The sequence below is a fragment of the Rhizobium sp. NZLR8 genome, from assembly GCF_019685025.1.
Lineage (GTDB): Bacteria > Pseudomonadota > Alphaproteobacteria > Rhizobiales > Rhizobiaceae > Rhizobium.
In genome coordinates, this window is sequence record NZ_JABDVY010000005.1 from 305,347 (window position 1) to 325,504 (window position 20,158).

Consider the following 20,158-nt stretch of genomic DNA (forward strand, 5'->3'; position numbering starts at 1 on the left):
CAGCTTTTGCGCGTTCCCCTCTTTCGCAAACGCAAAAAAAACTGTATGGACGCCCCAAACCAATAGGCGCGTCCTCAAGAGCGTGCGCCGCAGCCTCAGAGATTTCACATATGGCACTTCGCAATATCGCGATCATCGCGCACGTTGACCATGGCAAAACGACCCTGGTGGATGAGCTTCTCAAGCAGTCCGGTTCGTTCCGCGAAAATCAGCGTGTCGCTGAACGCGTGATGGACTCGAACGATCTCGAAAAAGAACGCGGCATCACCATTCTCGCCAAGGCGACCTCGGTCGAGTGGAAGGGTGTCCGTATCAACATCGTCGACACCCCCGGCCACGCCGACTTTGGCGGTGAAGTCGAGCGCATTCTCTCGATGGTGGATGGCGCGATCGTTCTCGTCGATGCCTCCGAAGGCCCGATGCCACAGACCAAGTTCGTCGTCGGCAAGGCGCTGAAGGTCGGCCTTCGCCCGATCGTCGCGATCAACAAGATCGACCGTCCGGACGGCCGCCACGAAGAAGTCATCAACGAAGTCTTCGACCTTTTCGCCAATCTCGACGCGACCGACGAGCAGCTCGATTTCCCGATCCTCTACGGTTCCGGCCGCGACGGCTGGATGAACGTCAATCCGGAAGGCCCGAAGGACCAGGGTCTCGCACCTCTGCTCGACCTCGTGCTCAAGCATGTGCCGGAGCCGACCGTTCACGAAGGCCCGTTCACGATGATCGGCACGATCCTCGAAGCCAACCCCTTCCTCGGCCGCATCATCACCGGCCGCATCAATTCCGGTTCCATCAAGCCGAACCAGGCGGTGAAGGTTCTTCACGCCGACGGCAAGACGATCGAAACCGGCCGTATTTCCAAGATCCTCGCCTTCCGCGGCATCGAGCGCACGGCGATCGACGAAGCGCATCAAGGCGATATCGTTGCGATCGCCGGCCTCTCCAAGGGCACGGTCGCCGACACTTTCTGCGATCCCTCGATCACCGTGCCGCTGCAGGCGCAGCCGATCGATCCGCCGACTGTCACCATGTCCTTCATCGTGAACGATAGCCCGCTCGCGGGCACCGAGGGCGACAAGGTTACCTCCCGCGTCATCCGCGACCGTCTGCTCAAGGAAGCAGAAGGCAACGTCGCCCTGAAGATCGAAGAAGCCGAAGGCAAGGATTCGTTCTACGTGTCCGGCCGCGGCGAACTTCAGCTCGCCGTTCTCATCGAAACCATGCGTCGCGAAGGTTTTGAGCTTGCCGTGTCGCGTCCGCGCGTCGTGATGCACAAGGATGAAAACGGCCAGCTTCTGGAGCCGATCGAGGAAGTCGTCGTCGACGTCGACGAAGAACATTCCGGTGTCGTCGTGCAGAAGATGTCCGAGCGCAAGGCCGAAATGGTCGAGCTGCGTCCTTCGGGTGGCAACCGTCTTCGCCTGCGTTTCTACGCACCGACCCGTGGCCTGATCGGCTACCAGTCGGAGCTGCTGACGGATACGCGCGGAACGGCGATCATGAACCGCCTGTTCCACGACTACCAGCCCTACAAGGGCGTGATCGGTGGCCGCGTCAACGGCGTGCTGCTCGCCAACGCTCCCGGCGAAGCCGTCGCTTATGCGATGTTCAACCTGGAAGACCGCGGCCCGATGATCATCGATCCGGGCGAAAAGGTCTATGCCGGCATGATCATCGGCATTCATACGCGCGATAACGACCTTGAAGTGAACGTCCTGAAGGGCAAGCAGCTCACCAACATCCGCGCCGCCGGCAAGGACGAAGCCGTCAAGCTGACGCCGCCAATCCGCATGACGCTTGATCGCGCTCTTTCCTGGATCCAGGAAGACGAACTGATGGAAGTGACACCGAAGAATATTCGTCTGCGCAAGATGTATCTCGACGCAAACGATCGCAAGCGCTTCGAAAAGTCCAAAGCGGCTCTCTGAGAGCGTAATGCATGTCGCCCGGAAGTGTGAAGCGGTTCCGGGATAACGACATGCATAAATAAAGAGCTTTAAAAACAACGTTTGAAACCCCGGCCTTCGTGCCGGGGTTTTTTGTTGTGCGCCGCGTTGATTCCGACTTGTGACAATCGTTAAAAAAGCGTTAAATTTTAGCTGTCGTCCACATATCAAGTCTGTGGGCAATCGATCACGATGCGCTGGGCGCATATGGTTAATTGCCCTTGGCGGGACCAGAGTAAACGTTATGAAGACGTTGTCGATCGATGTTCGGCGGGCCGAACCCAACGATGCCCGAGCCATATCGGAAACCCACAGGCTCGCCTGGCAGCACACTTATGCAGGCATTATTCCGCATCGCGCGCTGACGCAGATGATCGAGCGGCGCGGTGAAAACTGGTGGCGCAAGGCAACGCGTGGACCGGCGACGTTGCTGGTTCTCGATGTCGCCGGAACCGTTGCCGGCTACGCGACGCTCGGCCTCAACCGCGCCCGGGCGCTGCCGCAGGAAGGCGAGATTTACGAGCTTTACCTTCGTCCGGAATATCAGGGCATCGGTCTCGGCCGGATGCTGTTCGGCGAGGCGCGCCGGCTGCTGAAGTCGCTCGGCTGCAACGGGCTGGTCGTCTGGTGCCTTGAGGAAAACGAGACCGCCGGCCGCTTCTATCGTCATCACGGCGGTGTCGATTTCTGCGAAGGCATGGAAAATTTCGACCACAGGCAGTTGAAGAAGATCGGCTTCATCTGGAACTGACGGGGTTGGTTGCGACCGCCTGTTTTCCCATTCGAAAGTTTGAGCATTTTGCGCCGGTGCCATCACGCATCGGTGATCTCAAATGTTGCGTTGCCACATGAAACTGATTATCTGGCTGCGATCAATTCAACCTCGCGGGAGTTTCCTATGCGCATCGACGCCATTTCAATCGGTAATAATCCACCTGAGGACGTCAACGTTATCGTCGAGGTTCCGGTCGGTGGCCATCCCATCAAGTATGAGATGGACAAGGAAGCCGGCACGCTGGTCGTCGATCGTTTCCTCTACACGCCGATGACTTATCCGGGCAATTATGGTTTCGTGCCGCATACGCTGTCTGAGGACGGCGACCCGATCGACGTGCTGATCGCCAGCACCCGCCCGCTGGTTCCCGGCTGTGTCATCAATGTGCGTCCGATCGGGGTCCTGAAGATGGAAGATAATTCCGGCAAGGACGAGAAGATCATCGCCGTGCCGTCGCCGAAGCTGACGCTGCGTTATGAGAAGGTGAAGGACTACACCGATCTTCCCGAGATCACGCTGAAGCAGATCGAGCACTTCTTCGAGCACTACAAGGATCTGGAGCCCGGCAAGTGGGTGAAGATCTTCGGTTGGGGCGATTCCAAGGAAGCCGGCGAACTCATCCTCGAAGCCGTCGAGCGCGCCAAGAAGAAGGGCTGATCGCTCAGCGCATAGAGCGTCCTTAGCGCATCCAGCGGATGCGCGGCGTTCTAACTGAAAAGCACTTCTAGTTTTTTTGCCAAATCCTCCGGGTCGCCTTCGATCCGGAGGATTTTTTTGCGCGCGGTGTCGCCGGAGATGAGGCTGACGCTGGTTTTGGGGATGCGCAGCGATCCGGCGACCAGACGGATGAGGGCCTTGTTGGCCTTGCCTTTTTCCGGCACGGCAGTGACGCGCGCCTTCAGATGGGTTTCGCCGCCCTTGCCATCCGCCTCGATGCCATCGATCGCATCACGCCCGCCATTCGGCGTCAGCCGGACGGCGAGGCGCAGATGATCATTGAAAAGACTCCAGGGACGGCTCAAGCGACCAGCGGGTAGACCGTGGTCCAAAGCAAGGTGCGCAGGAAGAAGATGATCAGCAGCAGGATGATCGGCGAAATGTCGATGCCGCCAAGGTTCGGCAAAAAGCGGCGGATCGGCTTCAGCACCGGTTCGGTGACATTATAGAGGAATGTGCCGACCGAATTGACGAACTGATTGCTGGAGTTGATGACGTTGAAGGCATAGAGCCAGGAAAAAACGGCACTGCCAATCAGGATCCAGGTGTAAATATTCAAAGCCAAATCAATGGTTTGAAACAGCGCAAACATCGTCGTCTCCAATTCGTTGTTGACAGACATGTAGACATTGGCGACTAAACGAGCAAGTGCCGTGTGGAAACACGCGGTGAATCATGTTTAACGGGCTGCCTTGCCGCAATTCCGGCGCGCCCGTCTCCTCGGAAAACACCCATGTCGTTTTCGCCTACCGGAGACCGTTTTGCCGCGTTCCGGCATTCGTCCTACACGCGGTTCTTCTTCGCGCGGTTCCTGCTTTCCTTCTCGCAGCAGATCGTCAGCGTCGCCGTCGGCTGGCAGATGTACGACCAGACGGGCAGCGCCATCTATCTCGGCCTGATTGGCCTTGTGCAGTTCCTGCCGTCGCTGCTGCTCATGCTCGTCACCGGTTCGGTGGCCGACCGGTACAATCGCCGGGCGATTGCGGCCCTCTGCTCGCTGGTGAGCGCGCTCTGCACGCTGGCGCTGCTTGTCATGACGGCGATGGGAACCTTCACGCCCCTGCCTGTTTTCGCGGTGCTTTTGATCTTCGGCATCGAACGCGCCTTCATGTCGCCGGCGGTGCAGTCGCTGGCTCCCAATCTCGTGCCGGAGCAGGATCTCTCCAATGCGATCGCCTGGAATTCGTCGTCCTGGCAGCTCGCAGCAATCACCGGGCCGGTGCTCGGCGGTCTGCTCTACGGCGTCAGCGCACCGACCGCCTATACGGTGGCGGTGATCTTTTCGGTGCTCGGTGCGGCTCTTCTCTACATGATCCCGAAACCGGTGCAGAAGACGACCGGCGAGACCAAGAGCTGGGCGATGATCCTTGGCGGCTTCAGTTTCATCCGCGCCGAAAGGGTGGTGCTCGGGGCGATCTCGCTCGATCTCTTTGCCGTGCTGCTCGGCGGCGCAACCGCACTGATGCCGATCTTCGCCCGCGATATCCTGACCCTCGGCCCCTGGGGCCTCGGACTGCTGCGCGCCGCACCGGGACTTGGCGCCATCGTCATGGCGATCTTCCTTGCCGCCTATCCGCTCAAGCACCGCGCCGGCATCTACATGTTCATCGGCGTTGCCCTGTTCGGCGTCGGAACGATCATTTTCGGGGTCTCGACCAATACCGAAGTCTCGATCGCGGCGCTGGCGCTGATGGGGGCGGCCGACATGGTGTCGGTCTATGTCCGCGAGAGCCTGATTGCGCTCTGGACGCCGGATCAGCTGCGCGGCCGCGTCAATGCAGTCAACATGGTCTTCGTCGGTGCTTCGAACGAACTCGGAGAATTCCGGGCGGGCACGATGGCATCGATCTTCGGCGCTGTGCCGGCGGTCGTTATCGGCGGGATCGGAACTCTGGCGGTGGCGGCGATCTGGGCTTCGAGTTTCCCGAAATTGCGGCGGATCGATACGCTCGACGCGCCCAGCACGTGAGATAGCGCATGCTGCCGTATATACAGGTCTCTACGCAGGAAGCGTGATCGGGGAGGCGGCCTTTGCCGTCTTGCCTTCGAAGACAATATCGAGGAATTCGTTCAGCCAGGCTTTCAGCGGCGCGTCGAACAGCATGCGGCCTTCGAGGTGTTCGCGGCCCTGCTGGGCGTTCGGCAGAATGAAGCGATGCGCGCCATGCACCACCCAGCGGTGCATCATCACCCGGGTCAATTCGGCGTGGAACTGCAGGCCCCAGGCGTTACCGTCGTAGCGGAAGGCCTGGTTCGGATAAGCATCGCCTTCGGCCAGAAGGTGGGCGCCGTGCGGCAGCTCGAAGCCCTCGCGATGGAAATGATAGACCATCTTCGGCCAGTGCATCAGCAGGCGGCCTTTCTCGGTCGGGCGCAGCGGGTACCAGCCGATCTCCGTCGAGCCGTCGGTATTCGGCTGCACCTTGCCACCGAGATGGTGCACCAGCATCTGCGCGCCGAGACAGATGCCGAGGTAAGGGCGTTTTTCCCGCAGCGGAACGTCGATCCAGCCGATTTCCTTCTTGACGAAGTCATCGGGATCATTGGCGCTCATCGGCCCGCCGAAGACGACGGCGCCGGCATGGTCTTCGAGCGTCGCCGGAAGCGGCTCGCCGAGAACCGGGCGACGGATATCGAGGCGGTAGCCCTTTTCGACAAGCAATTGGCCGACACGGCCGGGGCTCGACCGCTCCTGATGCAGGACAATGAGGATCGGGCGCCGGTCGCGGTTGGGGTTTTGCTCAGTCGGTGTCATCTTGCGCAACCCGGACATCTGTGACCCTGGCGGCGGCCTCCTGCCGCTTCTGGATGCGCTCGCGCGAGGAGACGCCGAGCAGATCGGCGATGCGCCAGATCACATGGTCTTCCATTTCGCTGCGTTCGCCGTCGGCATAGACGATGTCCCAGAGAACGCCGATCAGCTCCAGCCGTTGCTCGGTATTGAGATGGCGTTTCAAGTCGGCGGTGAAGCGATAATAGTCGACGGCGGTGCTTTCGGCCTCAAGGCCGGCGGCGATCAGTGCATCGAGCTGCTTGCCATCGAGTGCATACTGCTCCTTCAACAGCTTGCGCAGCCGCTTCTTCTCGCTGGCTTTGATCTGACCGTCGGCCTCCATGACCTGCATACAGAGTGCCGCCACCGCGATGCGCGGATCATCGGGGGCAAAGCCTTTCTTCGGGTGGTCGGCGGTAAGATTCTGGAAGAATGCCTGAAAGCGTTCGAACATGCGGTTTTCGTTCCATTTCAGAAAAGGCGGAGCCGGGTCTTGGGTTCCTGTTCCACCCTGGGATCGCGAACGCCGGGATCATCCGGCCGGCCGCCAAAGAAAGGTTTTGTCTCGCCCGGTGCGGGCGCTTTTTCGCTGACGGATTCGGCGGGCTTCGGTTTTGCCGGTGCCGGCGTCGGGCGTGCCGCCTCGGCAATCGTCGCGGCGCGTTCCAGTTCGATGATGCGATGGTCGTTGACCGGGCTTTCCGGCCTGACGTCGCGCAGCGGCGGCAGTGTCTTCAAAGCGGTTTCGATCGAGGCGGGCGCCGAGCCGTCCTCGAGCCGACCTTCGACCTGGCCGAACGGCGCCTTCCATTCGAAGGCGTCCAGGCGGCCGGTCACCGGCGATACCGGCAGCCATTTGTCGGATACGAAGCCGTCTGCCACCCAGGCCGGATCGCGCGGTGCCTTGAGCGCCTGGGCCAGCCAATGGCGCACCCGGCCCTGGTCGCCAGTTTCGGCTTCTTCGATGTCGGCCAACAGCAGGAAGGCGGCTTCACGCGGCTGCATGCGCGCTGCCGCTTCCGCCTTGGAGCGAGCCTTGGCGAATTCCCGCGCGTCGAGCGCTGCCTGGGCGACGACGAGAAGGGATTCGACGTTGTTCGGGCGCAGCCCTTCCAGCCGTTCGGCGCGCTTCAGCCGGTCGAGCGTGGAATCACCACTGCGGGCCCTGACATAAGCTTGGCCGATCTCAGGATGCGGTGCCGATTTCCATGCCTGTTCGAGGATCGAGGCGGCCTTGCGCACACCGCCTTCGCGAAACAGCGCCTTGGCGGCAATAAGGGCTGCCGGAATGAAATCGGCGGCGAGCTTCAGTGCCTGCAACGCGTCGTCGCGGGCACCGGTCGGATTGTTTTCGAGCATTTCGCCGGCGCGCGCCGTCAGCAGGACGGCGTGCAGACGGTTGGCTTCGGCCTTTTCGACGACGCGGGCGGCCTTCTGTTGTTCGAGGAGGCCGATGGCATCGTCCCAGCGGCCGGCCTGGCTGCGATACTCGAGAGTCGCCTGTGCGGCCCAGGGCAGATAAGGCGCGTTGTCGGCAGCCTTTTCGGCATATTGGCGGGCGGCCTCGTTGGCCCCGAGACGGCGCGCCTCCAGATAAAGGCCGCGCAGGCCGAGTTCGCGTGTCTCGGGATCGTTGGCCATCGCCTCGAACTTGGCGCGTGCCTCATCATGGCGGCCCTCGATCAGGGCCGCCTGGGCTTCGAGCAGGTTGATCAGCGGCTCCTGGTCGGCGCGGATGAGACCGCGTGAGCGGGCGGCCATCTTGCGGGCAAGCAGCGCATTGCCGGCGCCGGCGGCGATCAGCCCGGTCGACAGCGCCTGATAACCACGGTCGCGCTTGCGGGCGCGGAAATAACGCGTCACCGAATGCGGCGAGGTCCAGACCAGGCGGACGAACCACCAGCCGATCATCACGGCGGCGATCAGAGCGATGATCGCACTGGCAGCGACGATCAGCTTCGTCTGGTAGATCTGGCCCTCCCAGATCAGCGAGAGGTCTCCGGGACGATCGGCGAGCCAGGAGAAGCCATAGGCGAGAAGCAGCACGAAGAGGGCGAAGACGACAAGGCGGATCAGCATGGTCTCATCCCTCCTTGCCGGTGCCGGAAACCGCTTTCGACAGCGCCCCGCCGACCAGTTCCTCGACGCGGATACGCGCGTCGAGAGATTGCTTGAAGGCGGTGGAAGCCTGTTTGCCGGGAGCCGGCAGGTTATTCCATTCGGCAGTAGCGCCCGGCAGGTCGCCGATCTTCACTTTATCCTCCAGGCGGGCGGCGACGGCTTCGACGCTTTCGCCCTCGATATTGCCGACGGGACGGACACTCACCAGCGACTTGGCGCTCGACATCAACCGGTCCGACCAGCTCTCGTTCGGATCCGGCTGGTTGACGGCTTCGACGATCGCGGTGGCGACATCTGGAACCTGACGCACGAGTTCAGCGCGCGAGGGAATGCCGGTCTCGGCAAAGGCGCGCAGGTCAGCGACCGCAGGATCGTCGGGTGCGACACCGGCGAAGGTATCGAGTTCGGCCAGGAACGGCCCACCGCGATCGATCGCCGCCTTGAGGGCGGCAGCTGCGATCGCCCGGGCAACGGCGACATCCTCGCGCGGCGCGTTCAGCTTCTTTTCTGCCTCTTCGAGGCGCTTGGCGATATCGGCGCCGCTCGTCGTCTGCTGCTCGGAAGATTGGGAAAGTGTGGCGCGCAACTGGTCGACCTGACCGGTCAGTTCCGCAATCTTCTGGTTGAGTGACTCGACATTTGCCGAATTGGCCGGTGCGGCGGCTACCGGGGCCTTCGCCGCCGTTTCCAGCGCGGCGACGCGCTGCTCAAGCGCACCATCATCCGTGCTCGCCGGATTGGCGGCAAGGTTGGCGACGGCCTGTTTCAGTCCGTCGATCTCGCCGGAAAGATCGGCAGTCTGCGGCGAGGTCGTCTGCGGCGCGGAAGAGCCGCCCGGGAGGTAACCGGCATATTGGATGGCGCCGGCGCCAAGCAGCGCCACGAGGCCGCCGACGATGCCGGCGGCAATGAGACCGGAGGTGGCGGCGCTCTTCGGCGCGGGCTGTTCGGCAGGCGTGAAGGAAGGTTCCGGGGCTACCGGTTCCTCCTCCGGCGCATCCATCGCCGGTTTCTCTTCATATTCGGCATGCGACCCAGTGTCGGTTTCGGGCGGCGGGCCGACATCGGCGGTGCTGTCGGCATCGCCGGTTTCATGGTCCACCGGTTTTTCGGTATCGGCTGCGGAGGCGAATTCCTGTGCATCGAGGTCGATCGTGACCGGCTCGTCGGCGCTCTTCGAATGGCGTGGCGGGTTTCCCGATACCATGAGGTCCTCTTTATCCTGCATTGCAACGAAACTAGACAGTGATGCCAGTTAAGGGAAGAGGTTAGATCAAATTTGGGCGGCTAAAGCCTTCAAAGCAGCGACAAAAGGCTTTTCTCATCCGTCGTTGGCGAAATCATTACGCTTTTTCTCAGAGCCGCGGGAATCGCTTCCGCTACCGCTTCGCTGAGGCAGATAAGGCGGATTCCGCTGTCCTCCGGCAGAGCCGATCGCAGTTCCGGCACGCGAAAGAAATCCTCGGCCGTCTGCCGGGAATAGAAGAGTATGACCTCCGGCCTCCGGCCTGAGAAAATCGCTCCGATCTCTGCCGGGCCGGGGGCGACCGGCTGCATGCGATAACATTCGGCGACGGAAAAGCGGATGCCGCGTTGGCGCAATCCTGCTTCGAAAGTTTCGGCGCGCGGCAAGCCGGCAAGATAGAGCAATTCGTCCGCTTCCCGCGCCGCGACGAGATCGGCGAGATCGCGGCCGTTGCCCTTGGATGAAGCGACCGATCGGAAGCCGAGCTTGCGCGCTTCTTCCGCCGTCGTCTCGCCGACGGCGAAAAGCGGGCGGGCAAGATGCGGACGAAGCTGCTCTTCGAGAGCGGCAACGACCCTGATAGCTTCGGCGCTGGTCACTGCGATTGCGCCGCTGGTTCTAGCCAACGCGGCCGCGGCTGCCGCGCTGTCGTGCAGGGGCCGACGCAGCGGCAGCAGCAGCGGCTCGTGGCCCATATCGCGCAGACGTTGTGCGGTTTTCGTCGCCGAATGCGCGGGGCGGGTGACGAGCACGCGCATGGCCGCGTCAGTGCCAATCGTCGAAAAAGGCGCTGCCGGCCCTTGCTCGAACGTCCTGGCCGGCGCGGGTGCCGAGGGCTGCCGCATCGCGGCGGTGGCCGTCGGTGGTCACCGCATGCTGGCTGCGGCCGTCAGGCGTGATGATAAGGCCGGAGAAGCGGATCAGGTCGCCTTCGCAGACCGCATAACCGCCGATCGGCGTGCGGCACGAGCCGTCGAGAGCGGCGAGAAAGGCACGTTCGCAGGAGACGGTATCGAAGGTCGGCGCGTCGTTGACCGGTGCCAGCAGATCGTCGATCCTGGTATCACCGATGCGGCTTTCGATGCAGATCGCTCCCTGCGCCGGCGCCGGCGGGAAGGTGTCGGGATCGAGGATATCGGTCAGCACCTCGACCTTGCCAAGGCGCTTCAGGCCGGCAAGCGCCAGCAGGGTCGCATCGACCTGACCCTCTTCGAGCTTGCGCAGGCGCGTTTCCACTAGGCCGCGGAAGGTGATGACATTGATATCCGGCCGCATGCGGCGGATCAGCGCCTGGCGGCGCAGCGACGACGAACCGACGGTGGCGCCATGCGGCAGGTCGATCAGTTTGCGCGCGGTGCGGCCGATGACGGCGTCGCGGATATCTTCGCGCGGCAGATAGGCGGAGAGATAAAGCCCCTCGGGTAGCTTCGTCGCAATATCCTTGGCGGAGTGCACGGCAAAATCCAGCTCGCCGGCAACGAGCTTCTGCTCAATTTCCTCGGTGAAGAGGCCCTTGCCGCCGATCTCGGCCAGCGAGCGGTCGGTGATGCGGTCGCCCTTGGTTGTCAGCACGACGATCTCGAACATGTCCTCGGGTAGATGATGCGCCGCCATCAGCCTGTCGCGGGCCTCATGCGCCTGGGCAAGCGCCAGCGGGCTGCCCCGCGTGCCGATCCGGAAAGGTTTTGTTTGCATCCGCTCTATTCCGTTGTTACCGGAGTTCTCGTAAACGGGTTTCCATCCCATCGCAATCAACGAACAGGCTTCATGGTTCCCTTTCTGCGCATCCTTGGCATCGAAACGAGCTGCGACGAGACCGCCGCCGCCGTCGTCGAGCGCGATGCGGAAGGGCATTCCAACGTGCTGTCGGATGTCGTGCTTTCCCAGCTCGACGAGCATAGCGCTTATGGCGGCGTGGTGCCGGAAATCGCCGCGCGTGCCCATGTCGAGGCACTGGACGAGCTTATCGAGGAAGCGCTGAAGCGCGCCAATGTGTCGCTGGCCGATATCGACGCCATTGCCGCGACGTCGGGACCTGGGCTGATCGGCGGGCTGCTTGTGGGGTTGATGACCGGCAAGGCAATCGCCAGGGCAGCCGGCAAGCCGCTTTATGCGGTCAACCATCTCGAAGGTCATGCGCTGACGGCGCGGCTGACGGACGGGCTCTCCTTTCCCTATCTGATGCTGCTCGTCTCCGGCGGCCATACCCAGCTCATCCTGGTGCGCGGCGTCGGAGAGTATGAGCGCTGGGGCACGACGATCGACGATGCGCTCGGCGAGGCCTTCGACAAGACGGCAAAGCTGCTCGGCTTGCCGTATCCCGGCGGCCCGGCGGTGGAACGGATGGCGCGGAACGGCAATGCCGATCGCTTCGCTTTTCCGCGACCACTGGTCGGCGAGGCACGGCTCGATTTCTCCTTCTCCGGGCTGAAGACGGCGGTGCGGCAGGCGGCGCAGGATATCGCGCCGCTCAGCGATCAGGATGTGGCGGATATCTGCGCGTCGTTTCAGAAGGCGATCTCGCGCACGCTGAAGGACCGCATCGGCCGCGGCCTGCAGCGGTTCAAGACGGAATTTGCGGCGGCATTCCCAGCGACTGGCCCAGCGACTGGCGAGAAGCCGGCACTGGTCGTTGCCGGCGGTGTCGCTGCCAATCTCGAACTGCGCGGCACGCTGCAGGCGCTATGCGACAAGAACGGCTTCCGCTTCATCGCGCCGCCGCTGCACCTCTGCACCGACAATGCGGTGATGATTGCCTGGGCAGGACTGGAGCGGATGGCGACCGGAGCCGCGCCGGATGCGCTCGACGTCCAGCCGCGTTCACGCTGGCCGCTCGATTCCCATGCGCAAACGCTGATCGGTTTCGGCAAGAGAGGGGCCAAGGCATGAGCGAAAACATCGCCGTCGTCGGATCTGGGGCTTTCGGCACGGCGCTCGCCACCGTCATCGCCCTTGCCGGCCGTAGCGCGGTGACGCTCGTCGGGCGTAATCCGTCGCTGATGGCCGATCTGAAGGCAGAACGGCTGCATGATGCGGTGCTGCCCGGTATTCTCCTGCCCGATACGCTGAAATTTGCCGCCGAGGCGGAGGCGATTGCCGACGCCTCCATCGTGCTTTTTGCGATGCCGTCGCAGGCGCAGGCCGATGCGGCGCGGCAATACGGCCCCTATCTTTCCAAGGATGCCGTTGTCGTCACCTGCGCCAAGGGTATCGAGCGGGCAACCGGCAATCTTCTGACCGACATGCTGGAACGGGAATTGCCGGACCATTCCGTCGCCGTGCTTTCCGGTCCGGGTTTTGCCGCCGATATCGCCAAGGGCCTGCCGACGGCGATGGCGATTGCGGCTGAGGATATGGAGGTCGCCGAACGGCTCGCACAGGCGATTTCCGGCCGGACCTTCCGGCTCTATGCCTCCAGCGACCGCGTCGGCGTGCAGCTCGGCGGCGCGTTGAAGAATGTGCTGGCAATTGCCTGCGGCATCGTCGAAGGCGGCGGCATCGGCGATTCCGCGCGTGCGGCGCTGATTGCGCGCGGGCTTGCGGAAATGTCGCGTTTCGTCGTCGCCAAGGGCGGCCAGGCCGATACGGTGCGCGGGCTTTCCGGCCTTGGCGATCTGGTGCTGACGGCAACGAGCCATCAATCGCGCAACCTGCGCTTCGGCATAGCGCTCGGGCGCGGCGAAAAGGCCGATCCGCTGCAGGGCGCGCTGGTAGAAGGTGCGCTTGCCGCCTCCGTCGCCTCGCGGCTTGCCGCAGAGCTTGCGGTCAGCATGCCGATTACAGACGCCGTTTCCGCCATCATCGACGGCAGGCTCAATATATCAGAGGCGATAGAGCAACTGATGACGCGTCCGATCACCACCGAATAGGAGACAGACATGCTTTTCGCCCTTCTTTGCAAGGACAAGCCGGGACATTTGAACGTGCGCATGGAGACGCGTTCGATACATGTCGAGTATCTGAACGGGCTGAACGCCGAGGGAACGCTGAAGATCGCCGGTCCATTTCTCGATGACGAGGGCAAGGCCTGCGGCAGCCTGATCATCGTCGACGCTGAGACGAAAGAGGCAGCGCGGGCGCTTGCCGATGCCGATCCTTATGCCAAGGCCGGACTGTTCGAAAGTGTCGACGTCAAGGCCTACAACTGGGTCTTCAACAAACCGGAGGCGTGAGCATGGCGCACTGGCTCTACAAATCCGAACCCGCCTCCTGGTCGTGGGAGCAACAGAAGGCTGCCGGCGAAAAGGGCACGGAATGGACGGGCGTTCGCAACTATCTGGCGCGCAACAACATGCGGGCGATGCAGATCGGCGACAAGGGCTTTTTCTACCATTCCAATGACGGGCTTGAAGTCGTTGGCATTGTCGAAGTCTCAGCGCTGTCGCAGCCCGATTCCACCGCCAAGGGCGACCCGAAGTGGGATTGCGTCCACATTCGCGCCGTCATGGACATGCCGAAGCCGGTGACGCTGAAGGATGTCAAGGCGAGCGAGAAGCTCGCCATGATGGCGCTCGTCACCTCGATGCGGCTTTCGGTGCAGCCGGTGACGGAAGAGGAATATCTCGAAGTCTGCCGCATGGGCGGACTGGACAATCCGCCGCGTTGAAGACCGATCCGGAAGCCTTCATCCGCGCCAATACCAGCCCGATGGCGCCGCCGCACGTGCCGGAGATTTCACTCCATCTGGCGTGCGAGGCGCATGAGCTCTGGTTAAAGACGGAGGAGGAACTGGAAGCGATCGGCCTGCCGCCGCCCTTTTGGGCTTTTGCCTGGGCGGGCGGCCAAGGACTGGCGCGCTACATTCTCGATCATCCGGAGGTGGTGCGCGGCAAACGGGTGCTGGATTTCGCCAGCGGTTCCGGTCTTGTCGGCATAGCGGCTGCTATGGCCGGTGCCCGGGAGGTCACCGCCAATGATATCGATCCCTGGGCGGAGGCGGCAGTCCGGCTGAATGGCGGGGCTAATGAAGTTTCGCTCGGCTTTAGCGGCGCCGATCTGATCGGGCAGGCCGTCGAGGCGGATATCGTGCTTGCCGGCGATGTCTTCTACGACGGCGCTTTTGCCGATGCACTCGTTCCCTGGTTCGCGAAGCTGGCGGACCAGGGAAAGCCGGTGCTGGTCGGCGATCCCGGACGCAGCTACCTGCCTCGGGATCGGCTGGAATTCTGCGCAGCCTATGAGGTGCCTGTGACGCGGGCGCTGGAGGACAGCGAAATCAAGAAGACGACGGTGTGGCGCTTCGTTTCCTAAGTCGGATCGACATTCAGGATTCGATCATTCGCGATCGCCCGGACAAAAAGACGTCAGCCGGCGATCAAAGCGGCTTCATACACCATCGTCGCGGCGGCAAGATCAGCCAACGCCGTTCCGACTGCCTTGTAGAGAGTGATTTCATCGTTGGACGCCCGCGCTGGACTATCCCGACGACACAGCTCGTCAAGTGTCGCACGCACCGCATCCGTAGAAATGACGCCGGCCCTCATCGGCTGAACCAGATCGCCTGCTTCGTGAAGGGCTTCGTGAGTGTCGATATAGACCGATGAGCGCCGAAGCGCCTCGTCATCGGCCTCGCGCATCGCCGGGGTGAAGCCGCCGATCAGATCGACATGGGTGCCCGGCCGTAGCCATTCGCCCCGGATAAGCGGTGCCGTCGCCAGCGTCGCTGCGCTGACGATATCGGCTTGCCGCGCCGCGGTTTCCAGATTCGTAACGGCAGTGGCCTGGAGCCCCTTTTGCCGGAGGCTCTGCACCAGCCGTTCCGCACTGGCGGGATCGATATCCCAGATATCGACATGCGCGATCGGCCGGACGGCGCGGTAGGCATCGGGTATGAGGCTCGCGACGCGACCTGCGCCGATCACCAGCAGACGGCGTGCGTCCTGTCGGGCAAGATAGTCCGCAGCAAGGGCCGATGCCGCTACCGTGCGGCGCGTGGTGATCGTGTTTCCGTCAAGTAGCGCAAGCTGCATCCCGGTCCGGCCATCATAGAGCATGTAAGTCGAGGTCAAACCGGGAATGCCGCGTACCGTGTTGCCGGGAAAGACGGTAACGGTCTTGATGCCAAGGTAGCGCTCCGACCGGTGCGTTTCATGCCAGGCCGGCATCAGAAGCAGCGTCGCATCCGGCTCGCCGCTATTGGCTATCGTGTGGTGATGCCGTACCGGCACAACACAGCCTTCGGCAAATGCTTGCCGCAGGGTCGCGACCAGCGCGCCGAATGGTAGGAACTCGCCGGTTGTCTGGGCATCGAGAAGACGGATTTGTGTGTCGGTCATTGAAGCGATCTCTCAGTAAGTTTTGACTGCTGGATAAAGCGAGTTCTGTGTGACTGAACGAGAGCAGCGCCTGAGCCGCGTCGCTACTCGCGGCGCGCTATCTTTTCAACCGGGATCGGCTCTTTGGACACTCCGTTGCGATCGGAATGCGGAGCAACTCGGCACCGCTCAGCCAAACGCAGCATTCTTCTCCAGAATTCTGGCGTATTGCGTAAGCGGATAGCACAGGGCGAAGAAGATCAACGCGACGAGACCGTAGACCTTGAAAGGTTCGAAGGTCGCGTTGTTGATGGCGTTCGCGGTTTTCAGCAGTTCTTCGAAGCCGAGGATCGAGGCCAGTGCGGTGCTCTTGATCAACTGGACCAAGAGCCCGACAGTCGGCGCGCGCGTGATCCGGAAAGCCTGCGGCAGGATGACAAGGCGAAGTTCGAGGAGACGATGCAAGCCCAGGCTGGCTGCGGCGTCCCATTGCCCGCGCGGCACCGCCTCGACGCCGCTCCGCCAGATTTCCGCAAGATAAGCGCTAGCATAGAACGTCAGGCCGCAGACGGCGGCGGTCCATGACTCGATCCGGAAGCCGACCATCGGCAGGCCGAAAAACATCAAAAAGAGCTGCATGAGGAGCGGCGTTCCCTGAAACAGGGCAATGTAGCCGGACGCGAAGCTGCGCGACCAGCGCGTTTTCGATATCCGTGCAGACAGGATCGCCAATCCAACGATGGCGCCGCCGGCAAAGGCTGCGAGCGAAAGCAGCAGGGTCCAGCGTGTCGCGAAGACAAGATTGCGCAGAATGTCCCAGAAGGTGAACTCAATCATGCCAGACCGGCTCCCAGAAAACGGCGTTTCCCGGCGAAAAGGAGCCGGCGAAGTGCGGCGGACATCGAAAGGTAGATCAACGTCGCCACCAGATAGGTCTCGAAGGAACGGAAAGTGCGCGACTGAAGCAGATCGGCCTCCTGCGCCAGCTCGCGGACTGATATTTGCGAAACCACCGCCGATTCCAGCATCATGATGATGATCTGGCTCGTCAACGCCGGGAAAATGATGGCAATCGCTTGCGGCATGATGATTTTGAAGAACACCAGCCGGGGCCTCGGGCCGAGTGCCTGCGCAGCCTCCTTCTGGCCTCTCGGTATGGCATCGAGCCCGGCCCCGACCACCTCGATCGTGTAGGCCGCCATATTGAGGGTCATGGCAAGAACTGCGGCAGAGATCGGATCGAGGCGAATGCCGAGGCTGGGCAAGCCAAAGAAGATGAAGAACAGCTGCACCAGGAATGGCGTATTACGCATGACTTCCACATACAGGCCGACGACCTTGCGCAACCATGGATAAGGTCCCCGGCGCGCGGCCGCGCCGAGAATGCTGAGAACGATCCCTAGGACCGATGTGGAGGCCGTCAGTGCAAGCGTCGTGCCTGCGCCATAAGCCAAAGCTCCCATTCCGTCCCAAAGCCAATTGAAATCGAGGCTGTACCGCGATCGTCGTTCAGGTAGGCGATCCTGTTCTGGCCAGTAACGCTCACGAGATTGAGTTTCACGCCGAGGCCGTCGGCGATCTTCTGGGCGACGTCGACGTCATAGCCCTTGATGCTCATATCGGCGCTTGCCGAAGAGAAGGGCGGGAAATCGGAGAAGATGCCGATGTTAATCTCGCCTGCGGCTTTGATATCGGCAAGTTCGTCGGCCTGCGCGGCCGCTGCAAGGATGCCGAACACGGCAATTGCCGCGGTGGCGGTGTAGCGCAATTTCATAAGAGCAGTCATGTCGTTCCCCTTTTTGAGACGTGTTGTGCGGCAGGTGATGGATGGCAGCGGGCACGAGGCACGCTGCCGTTGTGGAGTTGATTCTCAGGTCACCTTTGTCCTGACAGCGGGACTGAACATCGCGAGGCACAGGAGTTCGAACAGGACCTGCGCGGCGATCTGCGCGGTGTTGGTGGTGTTGTCGTATTGCGGCGCGATTTCCACGACGTCGCCGCCGATGAGGTTGATGCCTTTGAAGCCACGCAGTAGGCTCAGAACCTCCCTCGGCTGAAGCCCGCCGACTTCTGGCGTGCCAGTTCCCGGAGCGAAGGCCGGATCGAGGCTGTCCACGTCGAAACTGAGATAGGTTGGACCAGCGCCGACAACCTCGAGAGCCTTTGCGACCACAGCCTTGAGGCCCATCTCCGCCACCTCTTCCGCGTGGACGACGGTCATGCCGGAGGCAAAGGAGAACTCCCAGAGATATTCGCCGCCGCCGCGGATGCCGATCTGGATCGTACGCTTCGGATCGAGCACGCCCGCCAGAACCGCCTCGCGGAAGGGCGCGCCGTGGTGGAACTTAGAGCCCTCATAGGGACCAGCGGTGTCGCAATGAGCGTCGATGTGGATCATGCCTACCGGCTGGCTGGCCGCCAGGCCCTTGAGAATGGCGCCGGAGATCGAATGGTCGCCGCCGACCGACAGCGGGATAACCCCGGTTGCCGCGATCATCCGGTAGCAGGCCTCGATGTCGGCATGGCACTCGGCCAGGTCGAACCGGCTGCGCATCGGCACGTCGCCGACATCGGCGACTGTTAGCCCTCCCATTGGCGCGACTCGCAGAACATGCTCGTAGGGGCCCACACGCTCGATCGCCCGGACGGCCCGCGGCCCCAGCCGCGCGCCGGCGCGATTGGTGACGCCGAGATCCATCGGCACGCCGATCAGAGCTATGTCAAGCGCCTCAAGGACCTCGGGCTGCAAGCCGTTCTCGATGAAACGGGCGTCCAGAAAGGTCGCAGGATCGGCGAAGGGCCATTTGCGGCTGTCGCCGTCCTTGAATACGCTCGCCGCCACGGCGCGGAAGTGCGGATCTTCCATCTCACCGCCTGCAGCGCTGCCGAAGCGCTTTCTCAAGTCTTCCAGAAAATCTCGGTCAATGGTCAAGGCAGGCTCCCGCGGTATTGATGCTGCCATCATCATCGGCGCCACCCGCTTCTCTTGGAACCGCGAAAATTCGAGAGGGGATATAACGATTCTTGATAGCTCGGATCCGCCAAGGCTCCGCGATGCGGGTAGTGCGTTCATCGGGATATTCAGAAAACTTTATAACCCGGCGAGAATTTTCCCACTACCGCGGTTGGCAACCTCCAAGCAGTCTCCGATGCGAACGGTCCAGCAGAGGGCCGACAACAAAGGGGACCTACCATGTTGCACGATATGACACGCCGCCGTTTCCTCGGATCCGCCGCTGCCGCGGGGATTGCCGGCACGATGACCGGGTTTGCGAGATCCGCCGCAGCCGGCAGCGGCAATCTCACCGCCGTTGAATGGGGCGGCGATGTCGTCGAAGCCATGAAGCAGATCGCCGCCGACCAGAATGCGGCGACGTTCAACTGGGTTCTTCATCAGGGCGGCGCGGGCGCGATCCTGCCAAAGATCAAGGCCGTCTGGCCGAATGTCGACTACGACTATGTCGCCGGCTGGGAAGGCTCATTCAACAGTATGGTGAAGGAAGATTGGCTCGAGACCATCAATCCTGCCGATGTTCCCAACCTTGCGAATATTCCCGAGAAAATCATCATTCGTGATGGCAAGGGCAATATCAAAGCGGTCCCACGCGCAGTTGGCGGCATGTATTTTGGATCCCGAACCGACACGGCTCCGATCGCTGTGAAGACCATCGATGATCTGCTCAGCCCCGATCTTAAGGGCGCGATCTGCTGGCCGGGCCCGACACAGAGCATGATGCTCCAGATTGTCGCGCTCGCCCTTCACGCTGGCGGCAGTGAAACGAATATGGAACCCGGGTGGAAGCTCATGAAGGAATTGGCGAAATCCGGCAATATCGGCCGCGTCGCCATCACCGATATCGATTTCACAAATTCGCTGACGTCGGGCGAGACCTCCGTCGGCTTCTTTGCTGAGCCCGGCTGGGCGGCCGTGGCGAAGAACTTCCCGGTTACTCGTTTCACCAAGGACACCAACTTCAGGGCCTTCCTCTACCAGAGCGGTTTCGGCGTACTGAAGAATAGATCGAAGACCAAGGCAACGCTCGATTTCGTCAACTTCGCAATCAGCCCGGACATGAATTCGCTCTACGCCAAGGTGGCGGGCGAAGCGCCGTTGAACAGCAAGGCGCTCACGCCCGACAATCTCAAGCATCTGTCCTTCACGTCGGACGAGTTTTCGAGCTTCGTCTATGTGCCGGACTACAATGTCGTTCTCGAACAGCAGGATGCTGGTCCAAACGCTGGGAACAGGACATCGCCCCGTTGCTCTAAGGCACCTCGCGGCAGGTTATCGAAGGCGCGACGCGGGCTTCGATAACCTCCCTT

General features: G+C 62.0%; 21 protein-coding genes and 2 pseudogenes. 10 read left to right on the top strand and 13 right to left on the bottom strand.

Features of this window, described 5'->3' with window-relative positions:
- The first annotated feature begins 110 nt into the window (after nt 1-110).
- The 3 genes from typA to ppa all read left to right on the top strand — a co-directional run bounded on the left by typA (nt 111) and on the right by ppa (nt 3,381).
- Nucleotides 111-1,931: a translational GTPase TypA gene (gene typA, locus HJB89_RS14470; protein ID WP_221131662.1), complete on the top strand. Its 1,821-nt coding sequence runs from the start codon at nt 111-113 to the stop codon at nt 1,929-1,931.
- A gap of 262 nt (nt 1,932-2,193) precedes the next feature.
- A complete protein-coding gene (locus tag HJB89_RS14475) occupies nt 2,194-2,700 on the top strand; it encodes a GNAT family N-acetyltransferase (protein ID WP_207582129.1) in 507 nt (168 codons plus the stop codon).
- 147 nt (nt 2,701-2,847) lie between these two features.
- Nucleotides 2,848-3,381 (top strand): inorganic diphosphatase, encoded by a 534-nt coding sequence (gene ppa, locus HJB89_RS14480; protein WP_011653868.1) that lies wholly within the window; start codon nt 2,848-2,850, stop codon nt 3,379-3,381.
- Between the two features lie 50 nt (nt 3,382-3,431).
- Here ppa and HJB89_RS14485 read toward each other — a convergent pair whose 3' ends face one another.
- Complete coding sequence (locus HJB89_RS14485) at nt 3,432-3,746, bottom strand: DUF167 domain-containing protein (protein ID WP_221131710.1); 315 nt, start codon at nt 3,744-3,746, stop codon at nt 3,432-3,434.
- Nucleotides 3,743-4,063 carry a YggT family protein gene (locus HJB89_RS14490; protein WP_164007631.1) on the bottom strand — a complete coding sequence of 107 codons (321 nt, stop codon included), beginning with the start codon at nt 4,061-4,063 and terminating at the stop codon, nt 3,743-3,745. Before HJB89_RS14490 ends, HJB89_RS14485 begins: the two co-directional genes overlap by 4 nt.
- Nucleotides 4,064-4,174: 111 nt before the next feature.
- Between HJB89_RS14490 and HJB89_RS14495 the strand changes: the two genes are divergently transcribed.
- Nucleotides 4,175-5,410 (top strand): MFS transporter, encoded by a 1,236-nt coding sequence (locus tag HJB89_RS14495; protein WP_221131663.1) that lies wholly within the window; start codon nt 4,175-4,177, stop codon nt 5,408-5,410.
- A gap of 30 nt (nt 5,411-5,440) precedes the next feature.
- On the opposite strand, the gene HJB89_RS14500 is transcribed toward HJB89_RS14495, so the two are convergent.
- The 6 genes from HJB89_RS14500 to hemC all read right to left on the bottom strand — a co-directional run bounded on the left by HJB89_RS14500 (nt 5,441) and on the right by hemC (nt 11,276).
- Entirely contained in the window at nt 5,441-6,196 is a 756-nt protein-coding gene (locus HJB89_RS14500) for a glutamine amidotransferase (protein ID WP_259671331.1), read from the bottom strand.
- On the bottom strand, nt 6,183-6,668 hold the full coding sequence (locus HJB89_RS14505; protein ID WP_221150109.1) for a TerB family tellurite resistance protein: 486 nt from the start codon (nt 6,666-6,668) through the stop codon (nt 6,183-6,185). Before HJB89_RS14505 ends, HJB89_RS14500 begins: the two co-directional genes overlap by 14 nt.
- A gap of 17 nt (nt 6,669-6,685) precedes the next feature.
- Nucleotides 6,686-8,293, bottom strand: coding sequence for a heme biosynthesis protein HemY (locus HJB89_RS14510; protein WP_221150110.1), 1,608 nt, complete (start codon nt 8,291-8,293; stop codon nt 6,686-6,688).
- 4 nt (nt 8,294-8,297) lie between these two features.
- A complete protein-coding gene (locus HJB89_RS14515; RefSeq protein WP_221140143.1) occupies nt 8,298-9,563 on the bottom strand; it encodes a COG4223 family protein in 1,266 nt (421 codons plus the stop codon).
- A gap of 68 nt (nt 9,564-9,631) precedes the next feature.
- Nucleotides 9,632-10,339 carry a uroporphyrinogen-III synthase gene (locus tag HJB89_RS14520; protein ID WP_221140145.1) on the bottom strand — a complete coding sequence of 236 codons (708 nt, stop codon included), beginning with the start codon at nt 10,337-10,339 and terminating at the stop codon, nt 9,632-9,634.
- Nucleotides 10,340-10,346: 7 nt separating this feature from the next.
- Complete coding sequence (hemC, locus tag HJB89_RS14525) at nt 10,347-11,276, bottom strand: hydroxymethylbilane synthase (RefSeq protein WP_221115477.1); 930 nt, start codon at nt 11,274-11,276, stop codon at nt 10,347-10,349.
- A 72-nt stretch (nt 11,277-11,348) separates the two neighbouring features.
- Here hemC and tsaD point away from each other — a divergent pair, with 72 nt between their 5' ends.
- The 5 genes from tsaD to HJB89_RS14550 are packed head-to-tail and all read left to right on the top strand — an operon-like array spanning nt 11,349 to nt 14,831.
- The gene (tsaD, locus tag HJB89_RS14530) at nt 11,349-12,470 is read left to right on the top strand and encodes a tRNA (adenosine(37)-N6)-threonylcarbamoyltransferase complex transferase subunit TsaD (protein WP_221115478.1); all 1,122 of its coding nucleotides are present in this window, start codon (nt 11,349-11,351) and stop codon (nt 12,468-12,470) included.
- Nucleotides 12,467-13,450: an NAD(P)H-dependent glycerol-3-phosphate dehydrogenase gene (locus HJB89_RS14535; RefSeq protein WP_221115479.1), complete on the top strand. Its 984-nt coding sequence runs from the start codon at nt 12,467-12,469 to the stop codon at nt 13,448-13,450. Before tsaD ends, HJB89_RS14535 begins: the two co-directional genes overlap by 4 nt.
- Before the next feature lie 9 nt (nt 13,451-13,459).
- Nucleotides 13,460-13,753, top strand: a complete 294-nt coding sequence (locus HJB89_RS14540; protein WP_221115480.1) for a YciI-like protein — start codon at nt 13,460-13,462, stop codon at nt 13,751-13,753.
- A gap of 2 nt (nt 13,754-13,755) precedes the next feature.
- Entirely contained in the window at nt 13,756-14,187 is a 432-nt protein-coding gene (locus HJB89_RS14545; protein WP_221140147.1) for an EVE domain-containing protein, read from the top strand.
- Nucleotides 14,184-14,831, top strand: coding sequence for a methyltransferase (locus tag HJB89_RS14550; protein ID WP_221115482.1), 648 nt, complete (start codon nt 14,184-14,186; stop codon nt 14,829-14,831). The genes HJB89_RS14545 and HJB89_RS14550 overlap by 4 nt, the downstream gene beginning before the upstream one ends.
- Nucleotides 14,832-14,884: 53 nt before the next feature.
- Here the strand turns inward: HJB89_RS14550 and HJB89_RS14555 are convergent, their stop codons facing one another.
- The 5 genes and pseudogenes from HJB89_RS14555 to speB all read right to left on the bottom strand — a co-directional run bounded on the left by HJB89_RS14555 (nt 14,885) and on the right by speB (nt 18,767).
- The gene (locus HJB89_RS14555; RefSeq protein ID WP_221150111.1) at nt 14,885-15,856 is read right to left on the bottom strand and encodes an ornithine cyclodeaminase family protein; all 972 of its coding nucleotides are present in this window, start codon (nt 15,854-15,856) and stop codon (nt 14,885-14,887) included.
- A gap of 168 nt (nt 15,857-16,024) precedes the next feature.
- On the bottom strand, nt 16,025-16,672 hold the full coding sequence (locus HJB89_RS14560) for an amino acid ABC transporter permease (protein ID WP_221150113.1): 648 nt from the start codon (nt 16,670-16,672) through the stop codon (nt 16,025-16,027).
- On the bottom strand, nt 16,669-17,298 hold the full coding sequence (locus HJB89_RS14565; RefSeq protein ID WP_221150114.1) for an amino acid ABC transporter permease: 630 nt from the start codon (nt 17,296-17,298) through the stop codon (nt 16,669-16,671). The genes HJB89_RS14560 and HJB89_RS14565 overlap by 4 nt, the downstream gene beginning before the upstream one ends.
- Nucleotides 17,298-17,621, bottom strand: a pseudogene (locus tag HJB89_RS14570) (transporter substrate-binding domain-containing protein); the annotation flags it as partial. The pseudogene HJB89_RS14570 and the gene HJB89_RS14565, both read right to left, overlap by 1 nt.
- Nucleotides 17,622-17,705: 84 nt before the next feature.
- Entirely contained in the window at nt 17,706-18,767 is a 1,062-nt protein-coding gene (gene speB / locus HJB89_RS14575) for an agmatinase (RefSeq protein WP_221150116.1), read from the bottom strand.
- A gap of 261 nt (nt 18,768-19,028) precedes the next feature.
- On the opposite strand from speB, the pseudogene HJB89_RS14580 reads away from it, so the two are divergent.
- A pseudogene (locus HJB89_RS14580) lies at nt 19,029-20,104 on the top strand (extracellular solute-binding protein).
- The last annotated feature ends 54 nt before the right edge of the window (nt 20,105-20,158 follow it).